This window comes from Luteimonas aestuarii, from assembly GCF_004357985.1.
In the GTDB taxonomy this organism is placed as follows: Bacteria; Pseudomonadota; Gammaproteobacteria; order Xanthomonadales; family Xanthomonadaceae; genus Luteimonas; species Luteimonas aestuarii.
On the sequence record NZ_SMTF01000013.1, the window covers coordinates 69,920 to 91,751 of the forward strand.

The following is a 21,832-nucleotide window of genomic DNA, read 5'->3' on the forward strand; positions in this document are numbered from 1 at the left end:
CTGGCGCTCATGCCGCGCCGGCCAGGCGCGCGGCCTCGGCCAGGTCGACGGACACCAGGCGGCTGACGCCCGGCTCGCGCATGGTAACGCCGCTGAGCTGGGATGCGGCCTCCATCGTCGCCTTGTTGTGGGTGACGAACAGGAACTGCACGGTCTCGCTCATCTCGCCGACCATGTTGGTGAAGCGGCCGACGTTGGCCTCGTCCAGCGGCGCGTCCACCTCGTCCAGCAGGCAGAACGGCGCCGGGTTGAGGCGGAAGATGGCGAACACCAGCGCGACCGCGGTCATCGCCTTCTCGCCACCGGACAGCAGCGAGATGTTGGACACACGCTTGCCCGGGGGCCGCGCCATGATCGCCACGCCGGTGTCGAGCAGGTCGTCGCCGGTGAGTTCGAGGTAGGCATGGCCGCCGCCGAACAGGCGCGGGTAGAGCTCCTGCACGCCGGCGTTGACGCGGTCGAAGGTGTCCTTGAAGCGGCCTCGGGTCTCGCGGTCGATCTTGCGGATGGCGTCTTCCAGCGTTTCCAGCGCGCTGTTGAGGTCGGCGTCCTGCGCGTCCAGGTACTCCTTGCGCTGCGCGGCCTCGGCGTGCTCGGCGATCGCGGCTAGGTTGACCGGCTCCAGCCGGCGCAGCCTGGCGTCGAAGTCGGCGACCATCTTCTCCCACGCCGGTGCGGTGGCTTCGGCGGCGAGATTGGCGATCACCTCGTCCATCGCGAAGCCGGCCTCGACCACGGCCGCGCTGAGTTGTTCGGCACGGATCGCCAGTGCCTGCTGGTCGAGGCGGCGCTGCGAGATGGCCTCGCGCTGGGTCACGGCCTGCTCTTCGCGCTCGTGACGGGTGCGTTCGAAGCCGCGCAGTTCGTTGTCCACGCCTTCCAGTGCGGAACGTGCGGCCCCCAGCCGGCGCTCGGCGTCGACGCGCTGTTCCAGCGCGGCCTGGCGCTGCTGTTCCAGCGCGGCGACCGGCGAATCGCCATCGGACAGCTGCGCCGCCAGTTCGCCCAGGCGTGCGTCGAGCTGGCCGCGCTGGCCGCCCATGCGCTGCAAGGCCTGCGCCAGCGCCACCACCTGGGCGCGCTGCGATTCCAGCGTCAGCGCCAGCGCGTGTGCGGCATCGCGGGATTCGCGCGCGGCATTGCGCGCGGCGTCGCGGGCTTCCACGAGGGCGCGCCGCTCGGCTTCCAGCGCGCCGCGCGCCGATTCCAGCTCGGCCATGCGGCCGACGGCGTCCTCGAGCTTGCCGCGGGCTTCACGCGCCTGCTGCCCGCTGGATTCCACGGTCTCGCCCAGTTGCGCCAGTTCGGCGTCGATCTTCTCGATCCGCGCCTTGGCCGAGTCCAGCCGGCCCTGCTGGCTCTGCAACTGGCCAGCCAGCTCCGACACGCTGCGGTGCGCGAGATACAGCTGGCGCTGCGCTTCCTCGCGCTGCTGCTCGGCCGCCAGCAGGCGCTCGCGGCCAGAACCGATCGCCGACTCCAGTTCCTGTTCGCGCGCCTGCAGTTCCTCGATCTCGCCGCGCAGCGTCTTGATCTCGCGCTCGCGCAGCAGCGCGCCCTGCTTGGCCGCACCGGAGCGCACCACGCGCACCCAACCGGCCCCCAGGCGTTCGCCGTTGCGGGTGATGACCGATTCGCCCTCGCCCAGCCGCGCCTGCAGCGCGCGGGCATCGGCCAGGCTGTCGGCACCGTGCAGGCGCGACAGCAGGCGACGGACCGCCAGCGGCCCCTGCACCTTGGCCGCCAGCGAGGTCGGCGCGAAGCTGGCCTCGCCGGTCGCGGCCGACACCAGCGCCAGCCGGCCCTCGCCCAGCTCGCCCAGCGCATCGACCAGCGCCTCGGGCGCATCCACCAGTACGCCCTCGATCAACTGGCCCAGCGCGCCTTCGACGGCATTTTCCCAGCCCGGCTCGACCACCAGCTGCTCGCCCACGCGCGCGGCCGAATCCAGCCCGCGCTGGCGCAACCATTCCACGGCCACGCCCTGCTCCTGCCCCAGTGCGGCGTGCTGCAGCGTTTCGAGAGAGGACAGGCGGCCACGCGCCTGCTGCGCCTGCTTGCGAACTTCGGACAAGTCATTCTGTGCGCTGCGCTGCTGGTCCTGCAGCTCCACCGCGGCCTGCTTGCGCTCTTCGAGTTCCAGGGTCAGCCCGTCGAGCGACTCACGATGTTCGTCGTGCTGGACCTGCAACGCTTCGAACGCCTCGATCAGCGCCACCAGATCCAGGCCGGCACGCTCGCTGCCGAGTTGTTCGCGGCGGCGGTCGGCTTCCAGCGACTGACGATCAAGGTAGTCGACGCGCGTGCGCTCGACATCCCCGGCCCGCGAGGCCTCGCCCTGCTCGCGCGTATGCGCTTCCCAGCGCTGCTGCCAGTCGGCCAGCGCTTCCTCGGCGTTGCGCAGCGCCTCCTGCCGGATGCCGTCGTCGTCGCGCAACGCCTCGAGCTGCGGCTCGGCATCGGCGATGGCGGACTGCAGCACCTCCAGCCGCGCTTCGTCGCCGCTGATGTGCGCACCGATCTCTTCCAGCGCGTGGCGGGTTTCCTCGCGCGCCTTGTGCAGGCGCTCGGTCAACTCGCGCTGGTGCGCGATCTGCTGCTCCACCCGGGCCAGCGTGCCGCCGACTTCGTAGCTCTCGGCCTGCGCCTTGTTGAGCGCCTCGGCGGCCTCCTCGCGGCGCACGCGGCCGGTTTCCAGTTCGCGTTCGGCCTCGCGCTGTTCGGCGATCAGCTGCTGCAGGCGGGTTTCCTCCTGCGACAGCCCTTCGCGCAGGCCCTGCAGTTCGGCGTCGAGCGCGCGGAACTCCAGCGCCTTCCATTCCGCGTCGCGGATCCTGCGCTCGGCCTGGATGGCGGTGTACTGCTCGGCCTGCTTCGCCTGCCGCGCAAGATGCTGCAGCTGCTTGCCGATCTCCTCGCGCAGGTCGCCCAGGCGGTCGAGGTTCTCGCGGGTGTGGCGGATGCGGGTTTCGGTTTCCTTGCGCCGCTCCTTGTACTTGGAGATGCCGGCCGCTTCCTCCAGATACACGCGCAGTTCTTCGGGCTTGGCGTCGATGACCTGGCTGATCATGCCCTGCTCGATGATCGAGTAGCTGCGCGGCCCCAGGCCAGTGCCGAGGAACAGGTCGGTGATGTCGCGGCGGCGGCACTTGGCGCCGTTGAGGTAGTAGCTGCTCTGGCCGTCGCGGCTGACCGTGCGCTTGACCGAGATCTCGTTGAACGCGGCGTACTCGCCGGCGATGGTGTGGTCGGAGTTGTCGAAGATCAGTTCGACCGTGGCCTGCGACACCGGCTTGCGGGCGGTGGAGCCGGCGAAGATCACGTCGGTCAGCGAGTCGCCGCGCAGGCGGCTGGCCGAGCTTTCGCCCATCACCCAGCGCACCGCGTCGATGATGTTCGACTTGCCGCACCCGTTCGGGCCGACCACGCCGGTCATGTTGGTCGGCAGGTGCAGCGTGGTGGGATCGACGAAGGACTTGAATCCGGACAGCTTGATGGTGGACAGGCGCATGCGGCGTTGGGCTTCCACCGGCCGCACCGACTCCCTTCGGGACGCGCCGCCGGCTAGATGTGATTCAGGTTGAAGTCATTACGCCAAGCCATTGACCGGATTGGCGCACTTGCGGCGGGAAAGCCGCGCTGGTGGCCGAGTATAACGGGCATGCGCAGGATCGTCGCCGCACCGGCCCCGGTGCCATCGACCCCCATTCAAGCGGACGCCGGCGCTGCCGGCGCCCACAAGGCGGGTTCGCCTTCCAGCACCGCCATGTAGGCACGCCGCCAGGCATGGATGTCGAACTCCTCCAGCCGGTCCATCATTGCCCGCCAGCGTTCGATCCGCTGCGCCTTGGGCATGTTGGCCGCGGTGGCGATGGCATCGGCCACGCCATCCAGGTCGTGCGGGTTGACCAGCAGCGCTTCCTTCATCTCCTGCGCGGCGCCGGCCAGCAGCGACAGCACCAGTACCCCCGGGTCTTCCGGGTCCTGCGCCGCCACGAATTCCTTCGCCACAAGGTTCATGCCGTCGCGCAACGGCGTGACCAGCCCCAGCCGCGCCAGCCGGTAGAACCCGGTCAACGTGGCGTGGGCGAAGTTGCGGTTGACGTAGCGCAGCGGGGTCCAGTCGGGCACGGCGTGGTTGCCGTTGATGTGGCCGGCGATCTGCTCCAGCTGGTTGCGCAGTTGCCGGTACTCGGTCACGTCGCCGCGCGAGACCGGCGCGATCTGCAGGTAGGTCAGGCTGCCGCGTTCGCCGGCATGGCGTTCAAGGTAGCGCTCGAACCCATGGAAACGCTCGGGCAAGCCCTTGGAGTAATCCAGCCGATCCACCCCGATCGCGAGCAGCCTGGGTTCGAGGCTGCGGCGCAAGTCGCGCACGGCGGGCTTGTTGATCGCCGCGACCGACTGGCTGGCGATGTGCGCGGTATCGATGCTGATCGGGAACGCCGCCGCGCGCAGCCTGCGTCCACCGGGTGCTTCCAGCACGCCATCGCCGAACACGCGGCCGCCGCCGAACAGGCGCACGTAGTCCTGGAAGCGCTCGACGTCGCGCTGGGTCTGGAAGCCGATCAGGTCGTAGGAGTACAGCGTGGAGAACAGCCGCGCGTGGTCCGGCATGGCCGCCATCAGGTCGGGCGACGGCATCGGTACGTGCAGGAAGAACCCCATGCGGCAGCCGATGCCGCGTTCGCGCAGCAGCGCCGCCAGCGGGATCAGGTGGTAGTCGTGGATCCAGACCGTGTCGTCCTCGCGCAGCAGCGGCGCCAGCTTGTCGGCGAACAGTGCGTTGACGCGGCGATAGCCCTCACGGGTTTCGCGCGAGTAGTCGACCAGGTCCAGCCTGAAATGCAGCAGCGGCCACAGCGTGCGGTTGGCGAAGCCGTTGTAGTAGGCGTCGTGGTCGCGCTTGTTGAGGTCCATGGTGACGAAGCGGATGTCGCCCTCGGACTGCTCGTGCAGCGCGCCACTGGCCTCGCGCACGGTCCTGCCGCTCCAGCCGAACCACAGCCCTCCTTTTTCTTCGAGCGCCGCCTGCAAGGCAACCGCCAGCCCACCCGCACGGTTCTCGCCCGGCACGGCCACGCGGTTGGACACGACGACCAGTCGGCTCACGACGCTTCCTGCCATGAACGCGACAGCCGCATCGCCGCGATGATGAGGCCCACGTGCGAATAGGTCTGCGGGAAGTTGCCCCAGGCCTCGCCGTCCTCGAACGCGGTGTCCTCGGACAGGAGGCCGAGGTGGTTGCGGCGCGACAATACGCGCTCGAACATCGCGCGGGCTTCGTCGGTTCGACCGATCGCGGCCAGCGCGTCGATGTACCAGAACGTGCAGATGGTGAAGCTGGTTTCGGGCTCGCCGAAGTCGTCCGGCGCAATGTAGCGGAACAGCGCGTCGCCCCTGCGCAGGTCGCGGCCGATCGCCTCCACCGTCGACACGTAGCGCGGATCGTCGGGGGAAAGGAAGCCGATGTCGGCCAGCAGCAGCAACGAGGCATCCAGGTAGTCGCTCTGGAACGAGGCGCTGAAATGCCCCGCCTGTCCGCGCCAGGCACGTTCGACGGTATGCGCATGGATGGTGTCGGCACGCGAGCGCCAGTGGTCGCGGCGCTCGCCGAGTCCGAGGTTGCCGGCGATCTTCGCCAGCCGGTCGCAGGCCGCCCAGCACATCGCCGCCGTGTACGTATGCACCTCCGCGCGGCCACGGAATTCCCACAGGCCGGCATCGGGCTGGTCGTGCAGGGCGAAGGCGCGTTCGCCCAACGGTTCGAGCCGCGCGAACGCGGCGGCATCGCCGGGATGCGCAAGCCTCTGGTCGAAGAACAGTTGCGTCGAGGCCAGCACCACGCTGCCGTACACATCGTGCTGCTTCTGCACCCAGGCCAGGTTGCCGCGGCGCACCGGGCCCATGCCGCGGTAGCCGGCCAGGCTTTCGACTTCGATTTCCTCGAGTTCCTCGGCAAAATCGATGCCGTACAGCGGCTGCAGGCTGCCGTCGTGGGTGGCGATGTTGAAGATGTAGCGCAGGAACTCTTCCATGCTGCGGGTGGCGCCCAGCCGGTTCAGCGCACGCACCACGAAGGCGGCATCGCGCAGCCAGCAGTAGCGGTAATCCCAGTTGCGCACGCTGCCTGGCGCCTCCGGGATCGAGGTGGTCATGGCGGCGATGATCGCGCCGCTGTCCTCGTACTGGCACAGCTTGAGCGTGATCGCACTGCGGATCACCGCGTCCTGCCAGTCCAGCGGCACCGAGAGGTAGCGCGCCCACTCACGCCAGTACTCGACGGTGCGGTCCAGCGCCTCCTCGGCATAGCCCGCGATGGAGCGCAGCAGCGATTCGTCCGGGCCCAGCACGAGGTGCGCGGTATCGGCCAGCACGAACGGCGTTTCCTCGCGCACGAAGCGCACCGGCACGTCGGTGGTCAGGCGCATTGTGAAATCCGGCAGCAGCCAGCGGATATGGTTGCTGCCCCACGTGGTCTCGGGCTTGCGTGCACCCCAGTCCGCCAGCGGGCGCAGGCGCACGCGGATGCGCGGCGTGCCGGACAGCGGCCGCAGCTTGCGAATGATCGACACCGGTCGGTAGATGCGGCCGTTGTTCTTCCAGCGCGGCGCGAAATCCAGGATTTCCACGGCACTACCGTGGCGGTCATGCAGCACCGTGCGCAGGATGGCGGTGTTGGTGAGGTATTCCTGTTCGCTACGCTCGAAATCCTCGAGCTCGATGGCGAAATCGCCGCCGGCGTGGTCGCGCGGCGACAGCAACGCGCAGAAGGCCGGATCGCCATCGAACGCCGGCATGCAGCTCCACACCACGCGCGCCTCGCGATCGACCAGCGCGCCGAAGCTGCCATTGCCGATCACGCCGAGGTCGAGCGATTGCGACGCCGGGTGAAGCGTTGCGCCAGGCGCCGTTGCGTCGACGCTCATCGTGCCACTCCCAGCCAGTCGCGCACCGCGGCCGGATCCGCCAGCCCGTGCCGGGCCACGCTGTCCGTACGCCCACCCACCAGGATGCTGATGCCGCCGCGGGCATTGACCACCTCGAAGCCATGCTCGTCGGTGAGGTCGTCGCCGGCGAACACCGGCACCCGCCCGCGGAACGGTGCGTGTTCGAGGAAGGCCGCGATGGCCGTGCCCTTGTCGGCGGCATCGGGCTTGAGCTCGGCGACATGGTCGCCCGGCTGCAGGCGGTAGCCGGACAATCTGGCCAACGCGCCCTCTGCGAACGCCATCGCCGACGCGGCTGCTTCCGGCGCGGCGCGCCAGTGCAGCGCCAACGCGACGCCCTTGTCTTCCACCAGCGCGCCAGGGAATGGCGCCAGCGCCTGGCGCGCGTCCTCGACAACGCCGCGCATGTCGGCACCACCCTCCTCCGCCAGCGCGACGATGTCGGCATCCAGCCGGCGTTCCAGTCCGTGCAGCCCTGCAGCGGGAAACAGGGCCGGGGCGAACATGCGGTCGAGCATCGCGATGCGGCGCCCGCTCACCAGCGCCAGTGCGCCATCGAGCATGCCGGACAGCGCCAGCAGGCGGTCGACCACGCCCGGCTGCACGCCGGCGTCGTCGGGATCGTCGGTGAATTCGATGAGGCAGCCATCGACATCGAGGAACAGCGCCCAGTCGCGCGCAGGCACGGGGGGTGATGGCAGCGAAATGGCAGTGGCAGGCATGGGCATCGTCATGGGGGGTGTCGTGCGCACGGCACCTCGCAAATCACTGCAAAGGTGCTGCGACGCAGGCATTGCCCATGATGACGGCATCACCGCAAAGCCCGCGTCAATGCGGGTCAGGATGCGCACATTGCGCGCAGCGGTCAAACCGATTGCGCGTCGCCGGTCGCAGGATCGAACAGGTGCACGCGATGCGGGTCGATGCGCAGCGGCAAGGCATCGCCAACAGCGGGCAGGTTGCGTGGCGCCAGCCGCACCACCAGCGGCTGCGCGCCCAGGCGGAGGTTGGCGAGGGCTTCGCTGCCCACCGGTTCGATCACTTCCACCTCGGGCACCAGCTGCGCCTGATCCGCCTCGCAACGATGCAGGTCCTCAGGACGCACGCCCAGGTGCCATTCGCGCCCGATCCACGCCCGGGGCACGTCGAAACCAGGCGGCAGGCCGACGCGCGCACCACCGGCAAGCCGCAGGTGCAGGCCATCGCCCACGTCGAGCGTGCCGGTGAACACGTTCATCGCCGGACTGCCGAGGAAGGTGGCGACGAACAGGTTGGCCGGGCGTTCGTACAGCGCCATCGGCGTGTCCACCTGCAGGATCCGCCCTTCGTTGAGCACGACGATGCGCTGGCCGAGCGTCATCGCCTCGATCTGGTCATGGGTCACGTACACCATCGTGGTGCCCAGCTGGCGGTGCAGCCGCGCGATCTCCACGCGCATGCCCGTGCGCAGCTTGGCGTCGAGGTTGGACAACGGTTCGTCCAGCAGGAACACCTGCGGCTGCCGCACCAGCGCGCGTCCCAGTGCGACGCGCTGGCGCTGGCCGCCCGACAGTTGCCCGGGCTTGCGATCCAGCAGGCCGTCGAGTTCCAGCACGCGGGCGGCATCGGCCACGCGCGCCGCCACCGCGGCCTTGTCGTGCCCGCGCAGCTTCAATCCGAAAGCGAGGTTTTCGGCCACGCTCATGTGCGGGTACAGCGCATAACTCTGGAACACCATGGCGATGTCCCGGTCCTTCGGCGCCACGTCGTTCACCACGCGGCCGCCGATCGACAGGGTGCCCGAGGTGATCGACTCCAGCCCGGCGAGCATCCGCAGCAGGGTGGACTTGCCACAGCCCGACGGCCCCACCAGCACCAGCAGCTCGCCGTCGGCGATGTCCAGCGAGGCATCGGCCACGGCCACATGCCCGTTGGGATACACCTTGCGCAGCTGGTTCAGGCGGACATCGGCCATGTCACTCCTCGAGGATGCAGTGCGGCATTTCGCAGCACGGACTTCCCAATACGGGATACCGGGCTGCCTGATCCGCCCAGCCGGGCACTGACGGCGGGACAGGATGCCGGTATTCTGGCATGTAATCGTTTTCAGTCCATCATGCCGGATTCGTGGTCGCCTTGCCCGCCCTCCCTTCACTCCAGATGCCGCGCCCACCCGGGCTACCCCGGGGGAAGGTTCGGTGGATCCAGCGGCGCGGGTGCGCACGGCATGCCCGGACGATGGGCGGCGACCTGCGCTGTCGCGCTCCTGCGCAATGCCCGGCGCACCGCGCAGTGCGCGCCGAAGCCGCCCCTCCGCGAGCGAACGCGATGGACGTCGACCGGACCCGCGCTGGCGTCGGGCTGCGGCCACGAGACATAGCACAACGACGCCCGCACGCAGCGCTGCGAATCGATGGCATGCGCAACCATTCCTCGACGCCGCCATCGATACCTGTACGCATGCGCATGTCCAGCAAGACATCCCGCCCGGATGCGCGCGGGAGAGGTCGCGCCTGCACCGTCGAACAGCGCGAACACAGACCCGCACGCGTCCCGCCCCGCGCACACAAGGACCAGCCGCGCTGGTACTCTCGCAATCTTGCATCGCACGGCCGCCACGGCGCCGATTCCTTCCCGCCACTGACGAGACTCCACCACGCGCCCCATGCATGACACTTTGTTGCTGTTCGGCGCAACCGGCGATCTCGCACAGCGCTACCTGTTCCCGTCCCTGCTGCACCTGCTGCGCGACCGCCAGTTGCCGGAAGGCTTCCGCGTGGTCGCCATCGGCCGCAGCGAACACAGCGACGACGGCTTCCGCGACTGGCTGCGCAACCGCATCCAGGGCGAGGACCGCAACGCCGGGGCGCTGGACGACCTGCTGCGCCGCATCCGCTACCACGCGCTGGACCTGCAGGACATCGACGGCGTCGCGGCGGCGCTGTCGCAATACGCTGATCGTCCGGCGGTCAGCTACCTGTCCACGCCGCCCAACCTGTTCGAACCCGCCTGCCGCGGGTTGAAGGCGGCCGGGCTGCTGGAAGCGCCGTCGCGGCTGGTGCTGGAAAAGCCGATCGGGCACGACCTGGAATCGGCACGCGCGATCGACGCGACGCTCAAGTCGGCGCTGGATGAATCGCGGATCTTCCGCATCGACCACTACCTCGGCAAGGCGCCGGTGCAGAACCTGCTGGCGCTGCGTTTCGGCAATGCCCTGCTGGAAGCGGTCTGGCAGCACCGCTGGATCGATTCGGTGGACATCGTGGTCGCCGAAACCGGCGGCGTCGATGGCCGCGAGGGCTACTACGCCGACTACGGCGCGCTGCGCGACATGGTGCAGAACCACATGCTGCAGCTGCTGGCGCTCATCGCGATGGAGCCACCGGCGGCGATGGACGCCGACAGCATCCGCGACGAGAAGCGCAAGGTGCTGCGCGCGCTGCGCCCGATGACCGCCGAGGAAGCCGGCAACGACAGCGTGCGCGGCCGCTATACCGATGGCGTGGTCGACGGCAAGGCGGCCAAGGGCTTCGGCCGCGAGTACGACGTGGAGACCTTCGTCGCGGTGCGCGCGTGGATCGACAACTGGCGCTGGGCAGGCGTGCCGTTCCGGCTGGTCACCGGCAAGCGCATGCCGGCGCGGGCCACCGAGGTGATCGTGCGCTTCAAGCCGGTCACGCACTGGGTGTTCGACCGCCCCGACAAGCAGCATGCGCGCCCCAACCGGCTGCGCATGCGGCTGCAGCCCGAAGAAACCATCGAGCTGACCCTGATGGGCAGCCTGGCCGCGCCGGAATGGGGCGCGACCGAACTCGAACCGATGTCGCTGGACCTGTCGATGCTGCCGCCCAAGCGGCGCATCGCCTATGAGCGACTCATGATCGATGCGCTCAAGGGCGACCAGACGCTGTTCGTGCGCGACGACGAGGTCGAGGCCGCGTGGCGCTGGATCGACAGCATCAACGCCGCCTGGCGTGCCGCAGGGACGCCGGTGCAGGACTACCCCGCCGGCTCCTGGGGGCCGCCGGAGGCCGCCGACTTCCTGCCCACCACGCTTCCGGTCAACGGCGGGCGCAAGCCGTGAACGCCGGGCGCCGCGTCCTGCTGGCCGACATCGGCGGCACCAACGCCCGTTTCGCGCTGGCTGCGCCGGCGGCGGAGCAACCGTTGCTGGCCGACAGCGTGCAGGGGTTCGCGGTCGCGGATTTCCCGTCGCTGGCCGACGCGGCCAGGCACTATCTCGATGCCTGTGGCCTGCAGGACGCGGGCATCCGCGAGGCGGTATTCGCCGTTGCCGGGCGGGTCGACGGCGACGAGGCGCGGATCACCAACCATCCCTGGGTCATTTCGAAGCGTCGCACCGCCGAGCGGCTCGGCTTCGATCGCATCGAACTGATCAACGATTTCGCCGCGCAGGCCATGGCCATCCCGCTGCTGCAGCCGGAGGACATGCGCCAGATCGGCGGCAGCGGCTGGCGCAAGCAGCCCGACTGCCAGCACCGGACCTATGCGGTGATCGGTCCCGGCACCGGCCTCGGCGTGGGCGCGCTGGTCGTGCGCGATGGCCGTCACTATCCGCTGGAGACCGAAGGCGGGCATGTCAGCTTCCCGCCCGGCACGCCGGAAGAACTGGACATCCTCGACCGGCTCTCGGCGCAGTTCGGACGCGTCTCGAACGAACGCCTGATCTGCGGCCCCGGCCTGGTCAACATCCATCGCGCGCTGAGCGAGATCGCAGGCGTCGATCCCGGCCCGATGCAGCCGGCCGACATCACCGAACGCGCCCGCGCCGGCGATCCGCGCTGCATGCGCGCGGTCGATGTGTTCTGCGCGGTGTTCGGCGCCATCGCCGGCGACCTGGTGCTGACGCTGGGCGCCTGGGACGGGGTGTTCCTGACCGGAGGACTGGTGCCGAAGATGCTCGACGAACTGCAGCACTCCGGATTCCGCCAGCGCTTCGAACACAAGGGCAGGTTCTCGCCGAACATGGCGCGGGTACCGTCGATGGCGGTGCTGCATCGCCACGCCGGGCTGCTGGGCGCGGCCGCGATCGCCTGCCACGGCCCCTGCGGGGCTGCGCCATGAACCAGGCCGCCGAAGTGATCGAGGGCTCGCGCGTGCGCATGCACAGCTACGAGTCCGCCACCCAGTGGACCTGGGGCGCGGCCGTCGCGATCTCTTCGGTGCTGGCCCGCGACCTGCAGGACAGGCCGCGCACGCGCCTGCTGCTGTCCGGCGGCAGCACGCCATCGCCGGTCTATGCCGCGCTGTCGAAGGCACCGCTGGACTGGGGCCGCATCGACGTGGCCCTGGTCGACGAACGCTGGCTGCTGCCCGACGACCCCGACAGCAACGCACGCCTGGTCCGCGAACACCTGCTGCAGAACAATGCGGCGAAGGCGCGGTTCGAAACCCTGACCCGTGCCGGCCGCAACATCGAGGAATCGGTCAACGCCGCCAACCTGCATGCGCAGAACCGGCCCGGCGTGGTCGTGCTGGGCATGGGCGACGACGGCCACACCGCATCGCTGTTCCCGGGCATGCAGGGGCTCGACCAGGCGCTGTCGACCAAGGCGGCATACGTGTCGGTCGACGCCACCGGGTGCCCGGGCGCGGGCAAACTGTTGCGTCGCATCAGCCTGACGCCGGCGGGCCTTGCCCCGGCGCACACGCGGCTGATGCTGATCCGCGGCGAAAGCAAGCGCAAGCTGCTCGATCGCGTGCTCGACGGCGACGATCCGCACGAGTTCCCGGCCCGCGTCGCCTTCACCACGCCCGGCCCTCCCCTGCATATCCACTGGTGCCCCTGAGCGGCGCCCACAACCACGGCTCCCCCATGGCCCTGCACCCCCGCCTCCACGAGATCACCGAACGCATCCGTCGCCGCAGCGCGCCTTCGCGCAAGGCGTATCTGGACGGCATCGAAGCGATGCGCCAGGCCGGCCCGCTGCGCGACCGCCTGAGCTGCGCCAACCTCGCGCACGGTTTCGCCGCCTGCGGCCCGACCGACAAGCGCCGCCTGCGCGGCGAGGCCACGCCCAACCTCGGCATCGTCACCGCGTACAACGACATGCTGTCGGCGCACCAGCCCTACGAGGGCTATCCGGAAGCCATCCGCGGACACGCGCGCGCACTGGGCGCGACCGCGCAGGTCGCGGGCGGCGTGCCGGCGATGTGCGACGGCGTCACCCAGGGCCGCGCAGGCATGGAACTGTCGCTGTTCTCCCGCGACATCATCGCGCAGGCCACCGCGATTTCGCTGTCGCACGACATGTTCGACAGCGCGGTGTACCTCGGCATCTGCGACAAGATCGTGCCGGGCCTGCTGATCGGCGCGCTCGCCTTCGGCCACCTGCCCGCGGTGTTCATCCCCGGCGGACCGATGACGCCCGGCATCCCCAACAAGACCAAGGCCGAGGTGCGCGAGCGCTTCGCCGCCGGCGAGGCCACGCGCGAGGAACTGCTGGAGGCAGAAGCCGGCTCCTACCACTCCGCCGGCACCTGCACCTTCTACGGCACCGCCAACTCCAACCAGGTGCTGCTGGAGGCGATGGGGGTGCAGTTGCCCGGTTCGTCCTTCATCAACCCGGATACGCCGCTGCGCGAGGCACTGACCCGCGCCGCCACCGAACGCGCGCTGCGCATCACCGCGCTGGGCGCCGACTACCGGCCGCTGGGCCACCTGATCGACGAACGCGCCATCGTCAATGCCGTGGTCGCGCTGATGGCCACCGGTGGCTCGACCAACCACACCATCCACTGGATCGCCGTCGCCCGCGCCGCGGGTGTCGTGCTGACCTGGGACGACATGGACGGGTTGTCGCGGGTCGTCCCGCTGCTCGCACGCATCTACCCCAACGGCGATGCCGACGTGAACCGCTTCCACGCCGCAGGCGGCATCGGTTACGTGTTCCGCGAACTGATGGATGCCGGGCTGATGCACGACGACCTGCCCACCATCGTGCCCGGCGGCATGCGCGCGTATGCCGACGAGCCGCGGCTCGCCGAAGGCACGATCGACTACGTACCTTCGGTGGCGCAGAGCGCCGATGACGGCGTGCTGCGTCCCGCCGCTGCACCGTTCGAGGCCCAGGGCGGACTGCGCCTGCTGCGCGGCAACCTGGGGCGTTCGTTGATCAAGCTGTCGGCGGTCAAGCCGGAGTACCGCAGCATCGAAGCGCCTGCGGTGGTGGTGGACGACCCGCGCGCGCTCAACAGGCTGCACGCGGCGGGCGCGCTGCCCGAACACTTCGTGGCCGTCGTCCGCTACCAGGGACCCAAGGCCAACGGCATGCCGGAGCTGCATTCGCTGGCGCCGTTGCTGGGCATGCTGCAGAACCAGGGTCGGCGCGTGGCGCTGGTCACCGATGGCCGGCTGTCCGGCGCTTCGGGCAAGTTCCCCGCAGCCATCCACCTCACGCCGGAAGCCGCACGGGGCGGCGCGATCGCGCTGCTGCGCGAAGGCGACCTGATGCGCCTGGACGGCGAGGCGGGCACGCTGGAAGCGCTGGTGGATGCCAGCGAGTGGCAGGCGCGTACCCCGGCCGAAAGCACTGCGCACTGCGCCTATGACATCGGCCGCAACCTGTTCGCATTGAATCGCCAACTCGCCACCCCCGCGGACCGTGGCGGCCTGTCGATTTCCTGCGGCCCACCGGCACGCGACGGCGGGCCGTGGGATTACGACGCCGAGTACGACCTGGGCGACGACGCCGCACTGGCCGCCGAAGCCCCACACGAATCCAAGGACGCCTGATGCCGATCGAAAGCCTGCAGGATCGCGCCGAGCAGCTGCTGCTCGACGCCGGGATCCTTCCCGTCATCACCGCCGACAGCGTGGACCAGGGCCGTCGCATCGCCGAGGCGTTGCTGGATGGCGGTTTGAAATCGCTGGAGCTCACACTGCGCACGCCTGCCGCGCTGGAGACGCTGGCCACGCTGAAGCACGAGCTGCCCGACATCGTCATCGGTGCCGGCACCGTGCTCAACGACCAGCACATCCGCCAGTCCATCGACGCCGGCGCCGACTTCCTGGTCACGCCCGGCACGCCGACGACGTTGGCCGATGCGCTCGCGCAGGCGCCGATCCCGGTCGTGCCCGGCGGCGCTACCCCCACCGAGTTCCTGTCGCTGATGGCGCACGGGTTTCGCGTCTGCAAGCTGTTCCCCGCCACCGCCGTGGGCGGACTGGCGATGGTCAAGGGTCTCGCCGGTCCGCTGGCCGGGCTGAAACTGTGCCCGACCGGCGGGATTGGTGAAGGCGACGCCGCGCAATTCCTGTCGCAGCCCAACGTGCTGTGCATCGGCGGCTCGTGGATGGTGCCGAAGGACTGGATCGCAGCGGGCGACTATCGCCGCGTCCGCGACAGCGCCAAGAACGCGGCGAAGCTGATCGCCGAGGTCCGCGCGCGCGGATAGGCGCTGCGCGGAGCATGGCGCCATGCGTCGCGCCCACCGCCATCGGCAAGCAGGTTGCGCCACCCGAGACCCGCGCTAAGGGATGAGCGCTGCTTGTCGCGTGGTCTCGATGCGGTAGCCATCGCGCCGCCAGTGCAAGGCCTGCAGGCCATACCACGCCACCAGCAGCACGCCCAGCTGCCACTCCAGCGCGTTTTCCAGCCGATCCTGCACATCGCTGCCGCCGATGGCGGCCAGTGCCGCGACATGCAGCAGGCCCAGCGACAGCATCGCCACGCAGACCGCCTGCATGCCCATGCGCAATGCGCGCGGCAACGTGCCGCTACGGATCGCCATGCGCAGGAAGACCAGCTGTGCGACATAGCTGCTGCCGAAGAACACGTTCACGCCGTAACGCCGCAGGAACCGGTACGCAGCACCCTCGGTGCCGAGGAAGGTCGCATAGACCGCCAGCGCGATTGCCGCCAGGACGCCCAGCACCAGCAGCATGCGCGCACCCTGCCCCAGGGTACGTGCCCATCTCGCCGACAGCCACCAGTGCAGTCCCACCAGCAATGCGCATGGCAGGACCAGCAGGCGGAACAGGTGGTTGCCCAGGCCATGTCGTGCAGCGCGGCTGATCGAAGTACAGCCTTCGATGTAGGGCACGCAGGCCGGCACGTGTCCTGCCTGGACCGAGATCACCAGCGCCAGGTGCGCCGCCACGGTCAGCGTGAGCGCGATCGCCAGCGGCAAGGGCCACAGGGCAACGCCGCGCCGGAACATCAGGCCAGCACCGATGCGGCCATGCGCAGGACGACCACAACCAGGACGGCGAGCAGCAACAACGCGCCCGGCAGCAAGGTCAAGGCCATGCCGAAGGCACGCCCACCGGCGCCCGAGGGGTACCCCCGGTAGAACAACACGCGTCCCACGCAAAACAACACCGCCGCGACCGGCAGCAAGGCCAGCCACGCGCCATCGACCACGGCCGCGAATGCCAGGAATGCGCCGCAGGCCAGAACCGATTGTTCCAGGGTGTTCTGCAGGAACGCGACCTTGGTGGCCAACACGGGGCTCGGCGGGCCGGCGGCGGCTCCGGCGATGTCGTCGCGCGAGCGTCGGCGTCCCGTCGACACCATGCCGATCGCCACCAGCAAGCACGACAGCACGAATGCCGCAGCCTGGGCCGCGAAAGCAAGGCGATTCGCCACGTCGCCGGGAAACACGAACGCACGTGGCAGCAGGAGATGGCCTGCGGCGAAACACACCAGCACCACGACCAGCGCAAGCGAAGTGCGGGTGCGGATCAGGTGTTCTTCGCGCGCCATGTCCACCATGCACCGAGCTTAGGTGGCGGCGACGCCCGCTGCAAACGGCCGTCGCCTTGCGCGGCATCCCGCAGCGTTACGGCGCCGCGATCTCCACGCTGGCCGGCAGCGATGTGATGCGCAGTTCGTTCCCGTCCCATTGCGCCGGCTGGCCGTTGATGGTGGTCGCGCCCGGTACACCTTCGTACGGCCATGGCAAGACCAGTCCGCCATCGGGCAGGCGCAGGCCTTCGCCCGCTTCCAGCCGCAGCGTTCCACCGTCGCGACGCAGCGAGAAGCGCAGGTCGCCCTGCGGCGTGCGCATGCCTTCGATCGAAACGCCCGTGCCGTCCAGCCACGCCGGCGGCAGGCCGGCGGCCAGCACGATGCTGTCGTCGCTCTCGCGCGGATACGCGAACATCTCCAGCGCCGAGCGCATGAAATCCGAGGCCACCCACGCATGCGGCAGGTCGCCGAGGAAGAACGGCGTGCGCGGCGTGCTCGACACCACCTCGCCCCACTGGTTCCAGCCATGCGGCGCGCGGTGGTCGAAGAACCAGTCGAACACTTCCTCCGCTCGGCCACGCCAGCCCAGCCGCACCATCGCCGCCACGTTGCGCCATTCGTAAGGCGTGTAGTCCTTCCACGGCGTGATGCCGTCGCGACGCTCGACGAACTCGCGCCAGTAGCGTTCGAACGTGCCGCGCAGCAGGTCCTGCGGCAGCCAGTCCTGTTCGCCGCCGGGCGCCAGCGCGATCGTGGTCGAGGTCGGGTCGAAATCGCCCAGTTCGGCCGCACCGGGCAGGAAGTCGATGCCGTGCAGGCGCGTGGCCGCCAGCAGCGACGCCATCAGGTCGTCGCGGAACTGGTCGCGTCCGGCAACCAGGCGCGGCAGCTCGTCGGTCCTGCCCAGTGCCTCGGCCACGGTCACCGCATCCTTGTAGCCGCGCAGCGCCCAGAAATTGTCCCAGTACGAGTGCATCGGCTTGGCCGAATAACCCTCGTGGCTGATCGACGCCGGCATCATTCCGTAAAAGGCCTCGTTGACGCGGCGGTTCGCCGCGGTCCGCTCGCTGGCGCGCAACACCTCCATGTACTCGAACGCACCCAGCACGTGCGGCCACATCCTTTCGAGGAAGTCGGTGTCGCCGGTGTAGCGCCAGTACTCGGCGATGTTGTAGATCAGCTCGCCATGGCTGTCGTTCTCCGGTACCGGGTCGCTGCCGCGGTCGTCCACGCAGCACGGCACCATGCCGTTGTCGAACTGGTACGGCGCATACCACTCGACGTATTCTTTCACCACATCCTCGCGGCCCATCCGCAGCAGGCCTTCCGAGATCATCGCGCCATCACGGATCCAGCTGCGGGCATACGACCGCGTGCCCGGCTGCAGGCGCGGCCCGATCCGCGAGATCAGCATGTGGGCCAGCGCGGTGCGCAACGCGTCGGCGACCGGCTGCGCCTGTTCCGGCACGGTGATGCCCACTTTGCCGAGCTTGTCGCGCCACTCCGCCGCCACGCCGTTCTGCAGCACGTCGGCATCCCACCAGCGCCGCGCCAGCCCGGCGTTGCCGGTCATCGGGATCATCACCTGGATCTCGCGCGTCTCCCAGCCACGCAGGCGCAGGTTGTACAGCGAGGCACCGGAGGCCAGGCCGGTCTCGTCCTGCACCCGCGCCACCGTGGGGAAGCGACCCGAAGCGAGATGCGTGGACGCCATGCCGGCGTCGAACGGCGACGCGAAGACCGCATCGGGCACCTGCTTGGCGAATACGCGCGGCACGCCGGCCACCGTGGCGATGGCGCCGTCGATCGACAGCGACTCGATGCGGCTCACCCCACCCGGCGTATTGAGGAACTGCGCCGGCGGATTGACTTGGAACGGCTGCACCGCCAGCGCCAGCGTGTAGTCGCGCGTGCGCCGGCCGGGATTGGTCAACCGATAGCGGACCACCAGCTGCGACGACTGCGGCGTGCCGTGCGCGAACGCGGTGATCTTCAGGTCGAGGTCATCGCGCGTCCATTGCACGGTCGGGATCGGCAGGTAGCCGTCCTGCAGCGACTGCGTGACCTCGACGTCATGCCAGGTGGCCAGCTTGCCGTCGACGCGCAGGAACGGCTCGATGCTGAAGCCGCCCTTCGCCACTTCCACCGCCCCGTCCTCGCCGATCAGCCCCTGCTGGATGCCGCCATCCAGGCCCAGGATCGTCCAGTACGGCTGCTCGCCACTGAACCCGCGTGGATACAGGCCGCGCGGCGACTCGGCCGCGATCGCCTTGATCACTTCGTTCGGATGCGACGAGAACGCCAGCGGCTGCACTTCGAACCGGTGCAATGCGTAGCCGGCAGCAGTGCCTTCCTGCAGGTCGAGCGCGATGTAGCGCGCTTCCGATTCCGGCAGCGCGATCCAGTCGCTGCCGCCATTGCCCTGCGCGACACGTCGCACGCTGCGCCAGTGTTCGCCGTCTTCGGACAGCGATACGCCGTAGTGCGACGCATGCCGCCCCTCGCCCCAGCCCAGGCGCAGGCCGCCGAACTCGCGCACGCGCCCCAGGTCGAAGACCAGGCGCTGCGGTCCGGCGGGCGCTTCCCAGGCGCTGTCGGCATTGCCATCGACGGACGCCATCGCGTCGAAGGCAGGCACGGTCGACATCGCCGCCACCGGCACCAGCGGCGAGCCGTCGTCCACCGGCAGCGGCTCGAACACCAGCTGGTCGAAGCAGACCGATCCCTTGCCACCGACGTTGTTGTAGATCGTGTATTCCAGCTTCGCGCTTTCGCGCAGCACGTCGTCCGCGCCTGGCCCCCAGGCCTTGTCGATGTGGCGCTTGCGGTAGGCCACTTCGGTCCAGTCCTTCGGATAGTCGTACTTCGGCCGGTTGACCCACCACACGTTGTCGCCGCTGGCATCGACCAGCTTGAACTGCAGGTCGTTGTCCGGCGAATCGCCACGCAACTGGAAGGTGAAGCGGTAATTCTCCGGATAGGTCATCGGCAGGTCGCGCTGGATGCCGACATAGCCGGACACACCGTTGAAGTCGTAGTCCAGGCACAGCGCCCTGCCCTCGACGCCCGCCACGCTGCGGATGCTGCCGCTGACCTGGTTGGAGGTGACGACGCGCCATTGGCTGGCATCCTCGAATCCGTCGAGCAGCCTTGCATCGTCCTGCGCCTGCACCTGCGCCGCCGACATCGCCAGCAACGCAACGATCACACGGGTGGTCTTCACGATCATCAGCCCTTGATACTCCCTAGCAGCAAACCCTGGATGTAGTAGCGCTGCAGCAGCAGGAACAGCAGCAGCACCGGCACCACCGTCACCACGGCGCCGGCCATCATCATCTCGACTTCCATGATGTGCTCGCGCGACAGCGCCGCAAGCGCGACCGGCAGCGTGTAGTGCTCCTGGTCGGTGAGCACGATCAACGGCCACATGAAGTCGTTCCACGCGGCCATGAAGGTGAAGATGGCCAGCGTGACCAGCACCGGCTTGAGCATCGGCAGCACGATCTGGAAGAAGATCCGCAGCTCGCCTGCACCGTCGATGCGCGCGGCTTCCAGCAGTTCGTCCGGGATGCTGCGCGCGTACTGCCGCACCAGGAAGATGCCGAACACGGTCGCCAGCGCCGGCACGATCACGCCTGCGTAGGTATTCACCAGCCCCAGCTGTTTCATCAGCAGGAACAGCGGCAGCATCGCCACTTGCGCCGGGATGACCAGCGCCGCCAGCAGCAGTTGGAAGGTGCGGTCGCGACCCACGAAACGCAGCTTGGCGAAGGCGTAGCCCGCCATCGCGTTGACCAGCAGCGACAGCACGGTGATGGTGCCGGCCACGAACAGGCTGTTGACGAAGTTGCGCGCCGCATCGGTGCGCGCGAACAGGGTGCGGTAGTTGTCCAGCGTCACCTCGCCCGGCAACAGCGGCGGCGGGAAACGGCTGGCTTCGCCCATCGGCATGAACGACACCGACAGCATCCACAGCAGCGGCGCCAGGCTCAACAGCGCAAGCACCGCCAGCGCACCATTGACCAGCCAGGCATGGCTGCGCGACTCGCCGACGTCCCGTTCGGTCGCCACGCTCATACCAGCGCCCGCCTGCGGCCGAACCGCACCAGGACCGCCGTCACCGACAGGATGATCAGGAACAGCAGGAACGCCACCGCCGAGGCGCGGCCGAGGTTCCACCACTTGAAGCCTTCCTCGAACATGTAATACAGCACGCTGACCGTGCTCTGCAGCGGATCGCCACGGGTCATCACGTAGGGCTCGGCGAACAGCTGGAAATAGCCGGAGATGGTGATCACGCCCACCACCAGCAGCACCGGGCCGAGCATGGGCAAGGTGATGTGCAGGAACTGCCGCCACTTCGAGGCGCCGTCGATGCGCGCGGCCTCGTACAGGTCCTGCGGGATCGCCTGCAGGCCGGCCAGCAGGATCACCATGTTGTAGCCGAAGTTCTTCCAGGCCGCGAACAGCATGATGGTCGGCATCGCCCAGCGTGGATCGCCCAGCCAGTCGACCGGATCGATGCCGACGTGGCCCAGCCCCCAGTTCACCAGCCCGTAGCTGGTATGGAACAGGTAGCGCCAGATCACCGCCACCGCGACGACGGTCGTCACCACCGGCGCGAACAGCGCGGTGCGGAACAGCGGCTTGAAGCGCGCCACCTTCGCGTGCAGCAGCAGCGCCGCACCCAGCGACAGCGCGATCGACAGCGGCACGCCGACCACCACGAAATAGGTGGTGTTGCCGAGGGCCTTCCAGAACATCGGCGTCTGCAACAGCTCGATGTAGTTGCCCAGCGCGACGAAACGCAGGTGGCGGCTGTCGGCGAGTGCGTACAGGTCGAAGTCGGTCAGGCTGAGCAGCAGCGCGGCGAGCACCGGCAAGCCGAAGAACACCAGCAGCACGACCAGCGCCGGCGCGGCGAAGACCCACCCGGCGAGACTAGCGCGCATGCCTGTGCCCCCCGTCGGCACGATCTTCTCCTTCCCCCGCCAGCGGGCGAGGGTCGGGATGGGGGTACGTTCCGACGCGACGACAACCATCTCGCCCGCCTCGCCCCCACCCCAGCCCTCCCCCGCACGCGGGGGAGGGAGTCGCCATGTGCGCCTCGCGCGCTTCTGCCCCTTCCCCCGCCTGCGGGGGAAGGTCGGGATGCGGGTACGTTCCGACGCGACGACAACCATCTCGCCC

15 protein-coding genes are annotated in these 21,832 nt (G+C 69.1%); 5 read left to right on the forward strand and 10 right to left on the reverse strand.

From position 1 onward, the window contains the following. Window positions 1-7: 7 nt before the first annotated feature. From smc to E2F46_RS13775, 5 genes are all read right to left on the reverse strand, one after another. Complete coding sequence (gene smc, locus E2F46_RS13755) at window positions 8-3,511, reverse strand: chromosome segregation protein SMC (protein ID WP_133323040.1); 3,504 nt, start codon at window positions 3,509-3,511, stop codon at window positions 8-10. A 197-nt stretch (window positions 3,512-3,708) separates the two neighbouring features. Then, entirely contained in the window at window positions 3,709-5,112 is a 1,404-nt protein-coding gene (otsA, locus tag E2F46_RS13760; RefSeq protein ID WP_133323042.1) for an alpha,alpha-trehalose-phosphate synthase (UDP-forming), read from the reverse strand. Then, a complete protein-coding gene (locus E2F46_RS13765; protein ID WP_133323044.1) occupies window positions 5,109-6,929 on the reverse strand; it encodes a glycoside hydrolase family 15 protein in 1,821 nt (606 codons plus the stop codon). The genes otsA and E2F46_RS13765 overlap by 4 nt, the downstream gene beginning before the upstream one ends. Continuing rightward, window positions 6,926-7,672 carry a trehalose-phosphatase gene (otsB, locus tag E2F46_RS13770; protein WP_133323046.1) on the reverse strand — a complete coding sequence of 249 codons (747 nt, stop codon included), beginning with the start codon at window positions 7,670-7,672 and terminating at the stop codon, window positions 6,926-6,928. The genes E2F46_RS13765 and otsB overlap by 4 nt, the downstream gene beginning before the upstream one ends. 143 nt (window positions 7,673-7,815) lie before the next feature. Further along, complete coding sequence (locus tag E2F46_RS13775) at window positions 7,816-8,904, reverse strand: ABC transporter ATP-binding protein (protein ID WP_133323048.1); 1,089 nt, start codon at window positions 8,902-8,904, stop codon at window positions 7,816-7,818. A 690-nt stretch (window positions 8,905-9,594) separates the two neighbouring features. Between E2F46_RS13775 and zwf the strand changes: the two genes are divergently transcribed. The 5 genes from zwf to eda are packed head-to-tail and all read left to right on the forward strand — an operon-like array spanning window position 9,595 to window position 15,347. Next, complete coding sequence (gene zwf / locus E2F46_RS13780; protein WP_133323050.1) at window positions 9,595-11,013, forward strand: glucose-6-phosphate dehydrogenase; 1,419 nt, start codon at window positions 9,595-9,597, stop codon at window positions 11,011-11,013. Further along, window positions 11,010-12,014: a glucokinase gene (glk, locus tag E2F46_RS13785; RefSeq protein ID WP_133323052.1), complete on the forward strand. Its 1,005-nt coding sequence runs from the start codon at window positions 11,010-11,012 to the stop codon at window positions 12,012-12,014. Before zwf ends, glk begins: the two co-directional genes overlap by 4 nt. Then, window positions 12,011-12,739: a 6-phosphogluconolactonase gene (pgl, locus tag E2F46_RS13790; RefSeq protein WP_133323054.1), complete on the forward strand. Its 729-nt coding sequence runs from the start codon at window positions 12,011-12,013 to the stop codon at window positions 12,737-12,739. Before glk ends, pgl begins: the two co-directional genes overlap by 4 nt. A gap of 26 nt (window positions 12,740-12,765) precedes the next feature. Beyond that, complete coding sequence (gene edd, locus E2F46_RS13795) at window positions 12,766-14,685, forward strand: phosphogluconate dehydratase (RefSeq protein WP_133323056.1); 1,920 nt, start codon at window positions 12,766-12,768, stop codon at window positions 14,683-14,685. Then, window positions 14,685-15,347: a bifunctional 4-hydroxy-2-oxoglutarate aldolase/2-dehydro-3-deoxy-phosphogluconate aldolase gene (gene eda / locus E2F46_RS13800; RefSeq protein WP_133323058.1), complete on the forward strand. Its 663-nt coding sequence runs from the start codon at window positions 14,685-14,687 to the stop codon at window positions 15,345-15,347. Before edd ends, eda begins: the two co-directional genes overlap by 1 nt. Before the next feature lie 75 nt (window positions 15,348-15,422). On the opposite strand, the gene E2F46_RS13805 is transcribed toward eda, so the two are convergent. The 5 genes from E2F46_RS13805 to E2F46_RS13825 form a co-directional block, all read right to left on the reverse strand. Further along, the gene (locus E2F46_RS13805) at window positions 15,423-16,112 is read right to left on the reverse strand and encodes a hypothetical protein (protein WP_133323060.1); all 690 of its coding nucleotides are present in this window, start codon (window positions 16,110-16,112) and stop codon (window positions 15,423-15,425) included. Next, the gene (locus tag E2F46_RS13810) at window positions 16,112-16,657 is read right to left on the reverse strand and encodes an MAPEG family protein (RefSeq protein WP_165967479.1); all 546 of its coding nucleotides are present in this window, start codon (window positions 16,655-16,657) and stop codon (window positions 16,112-16,114) included. Before E2F46_RS13810 ends, E2F46_RS13805 begins: the two co-directional genes overlap by 1 nt. 76 nt (window positions 16,658-16,733) lie before the next feature. Beyond that, window positions 16,734-19,847 carry a discoidin domain-containing protein gene (locus tag E2F46_RS13815; RefSeq protein ID WP_425599841.1) on the reverse strand — a complete coding sequence of 1,038 codons (3,114 nt, stop codon included), beginning with the start codon at window positions 19,845-19,847 and terminating at the stop codon, window positions 16,734-16,736. Between the two features lie 23 nt (window positions 19,848-19,870). Next, window positions 19,871-20,719 (reverse strand): carbohydrate ABC transporter permease, encoded by an 849-nt coding sequence (locus E2F46_RS13820; RefSeq protein WP_133323066.1) that lies wholly within the window; start codon window positions 20,717-20,719, stop codon window positions 19,871-19,873. Further along, window positions 20,716-21,594, reverse strand: a complete 879-nt coding sequence (locus E2F46_RS13825) for a carbohydrate ABC transporter permease (protein ID WP_133323068.1) — start codon at window positions 21,592-21,594, stop codon at window positions 20,716-20,718. Before E2F46_RS13825 ends, E2F46_RS13820 begins: the two co-directional genes overlap by 4 nt. Between the last annotated feature and the right edge of the window lie 238 nt (window positions 21,595-21,832).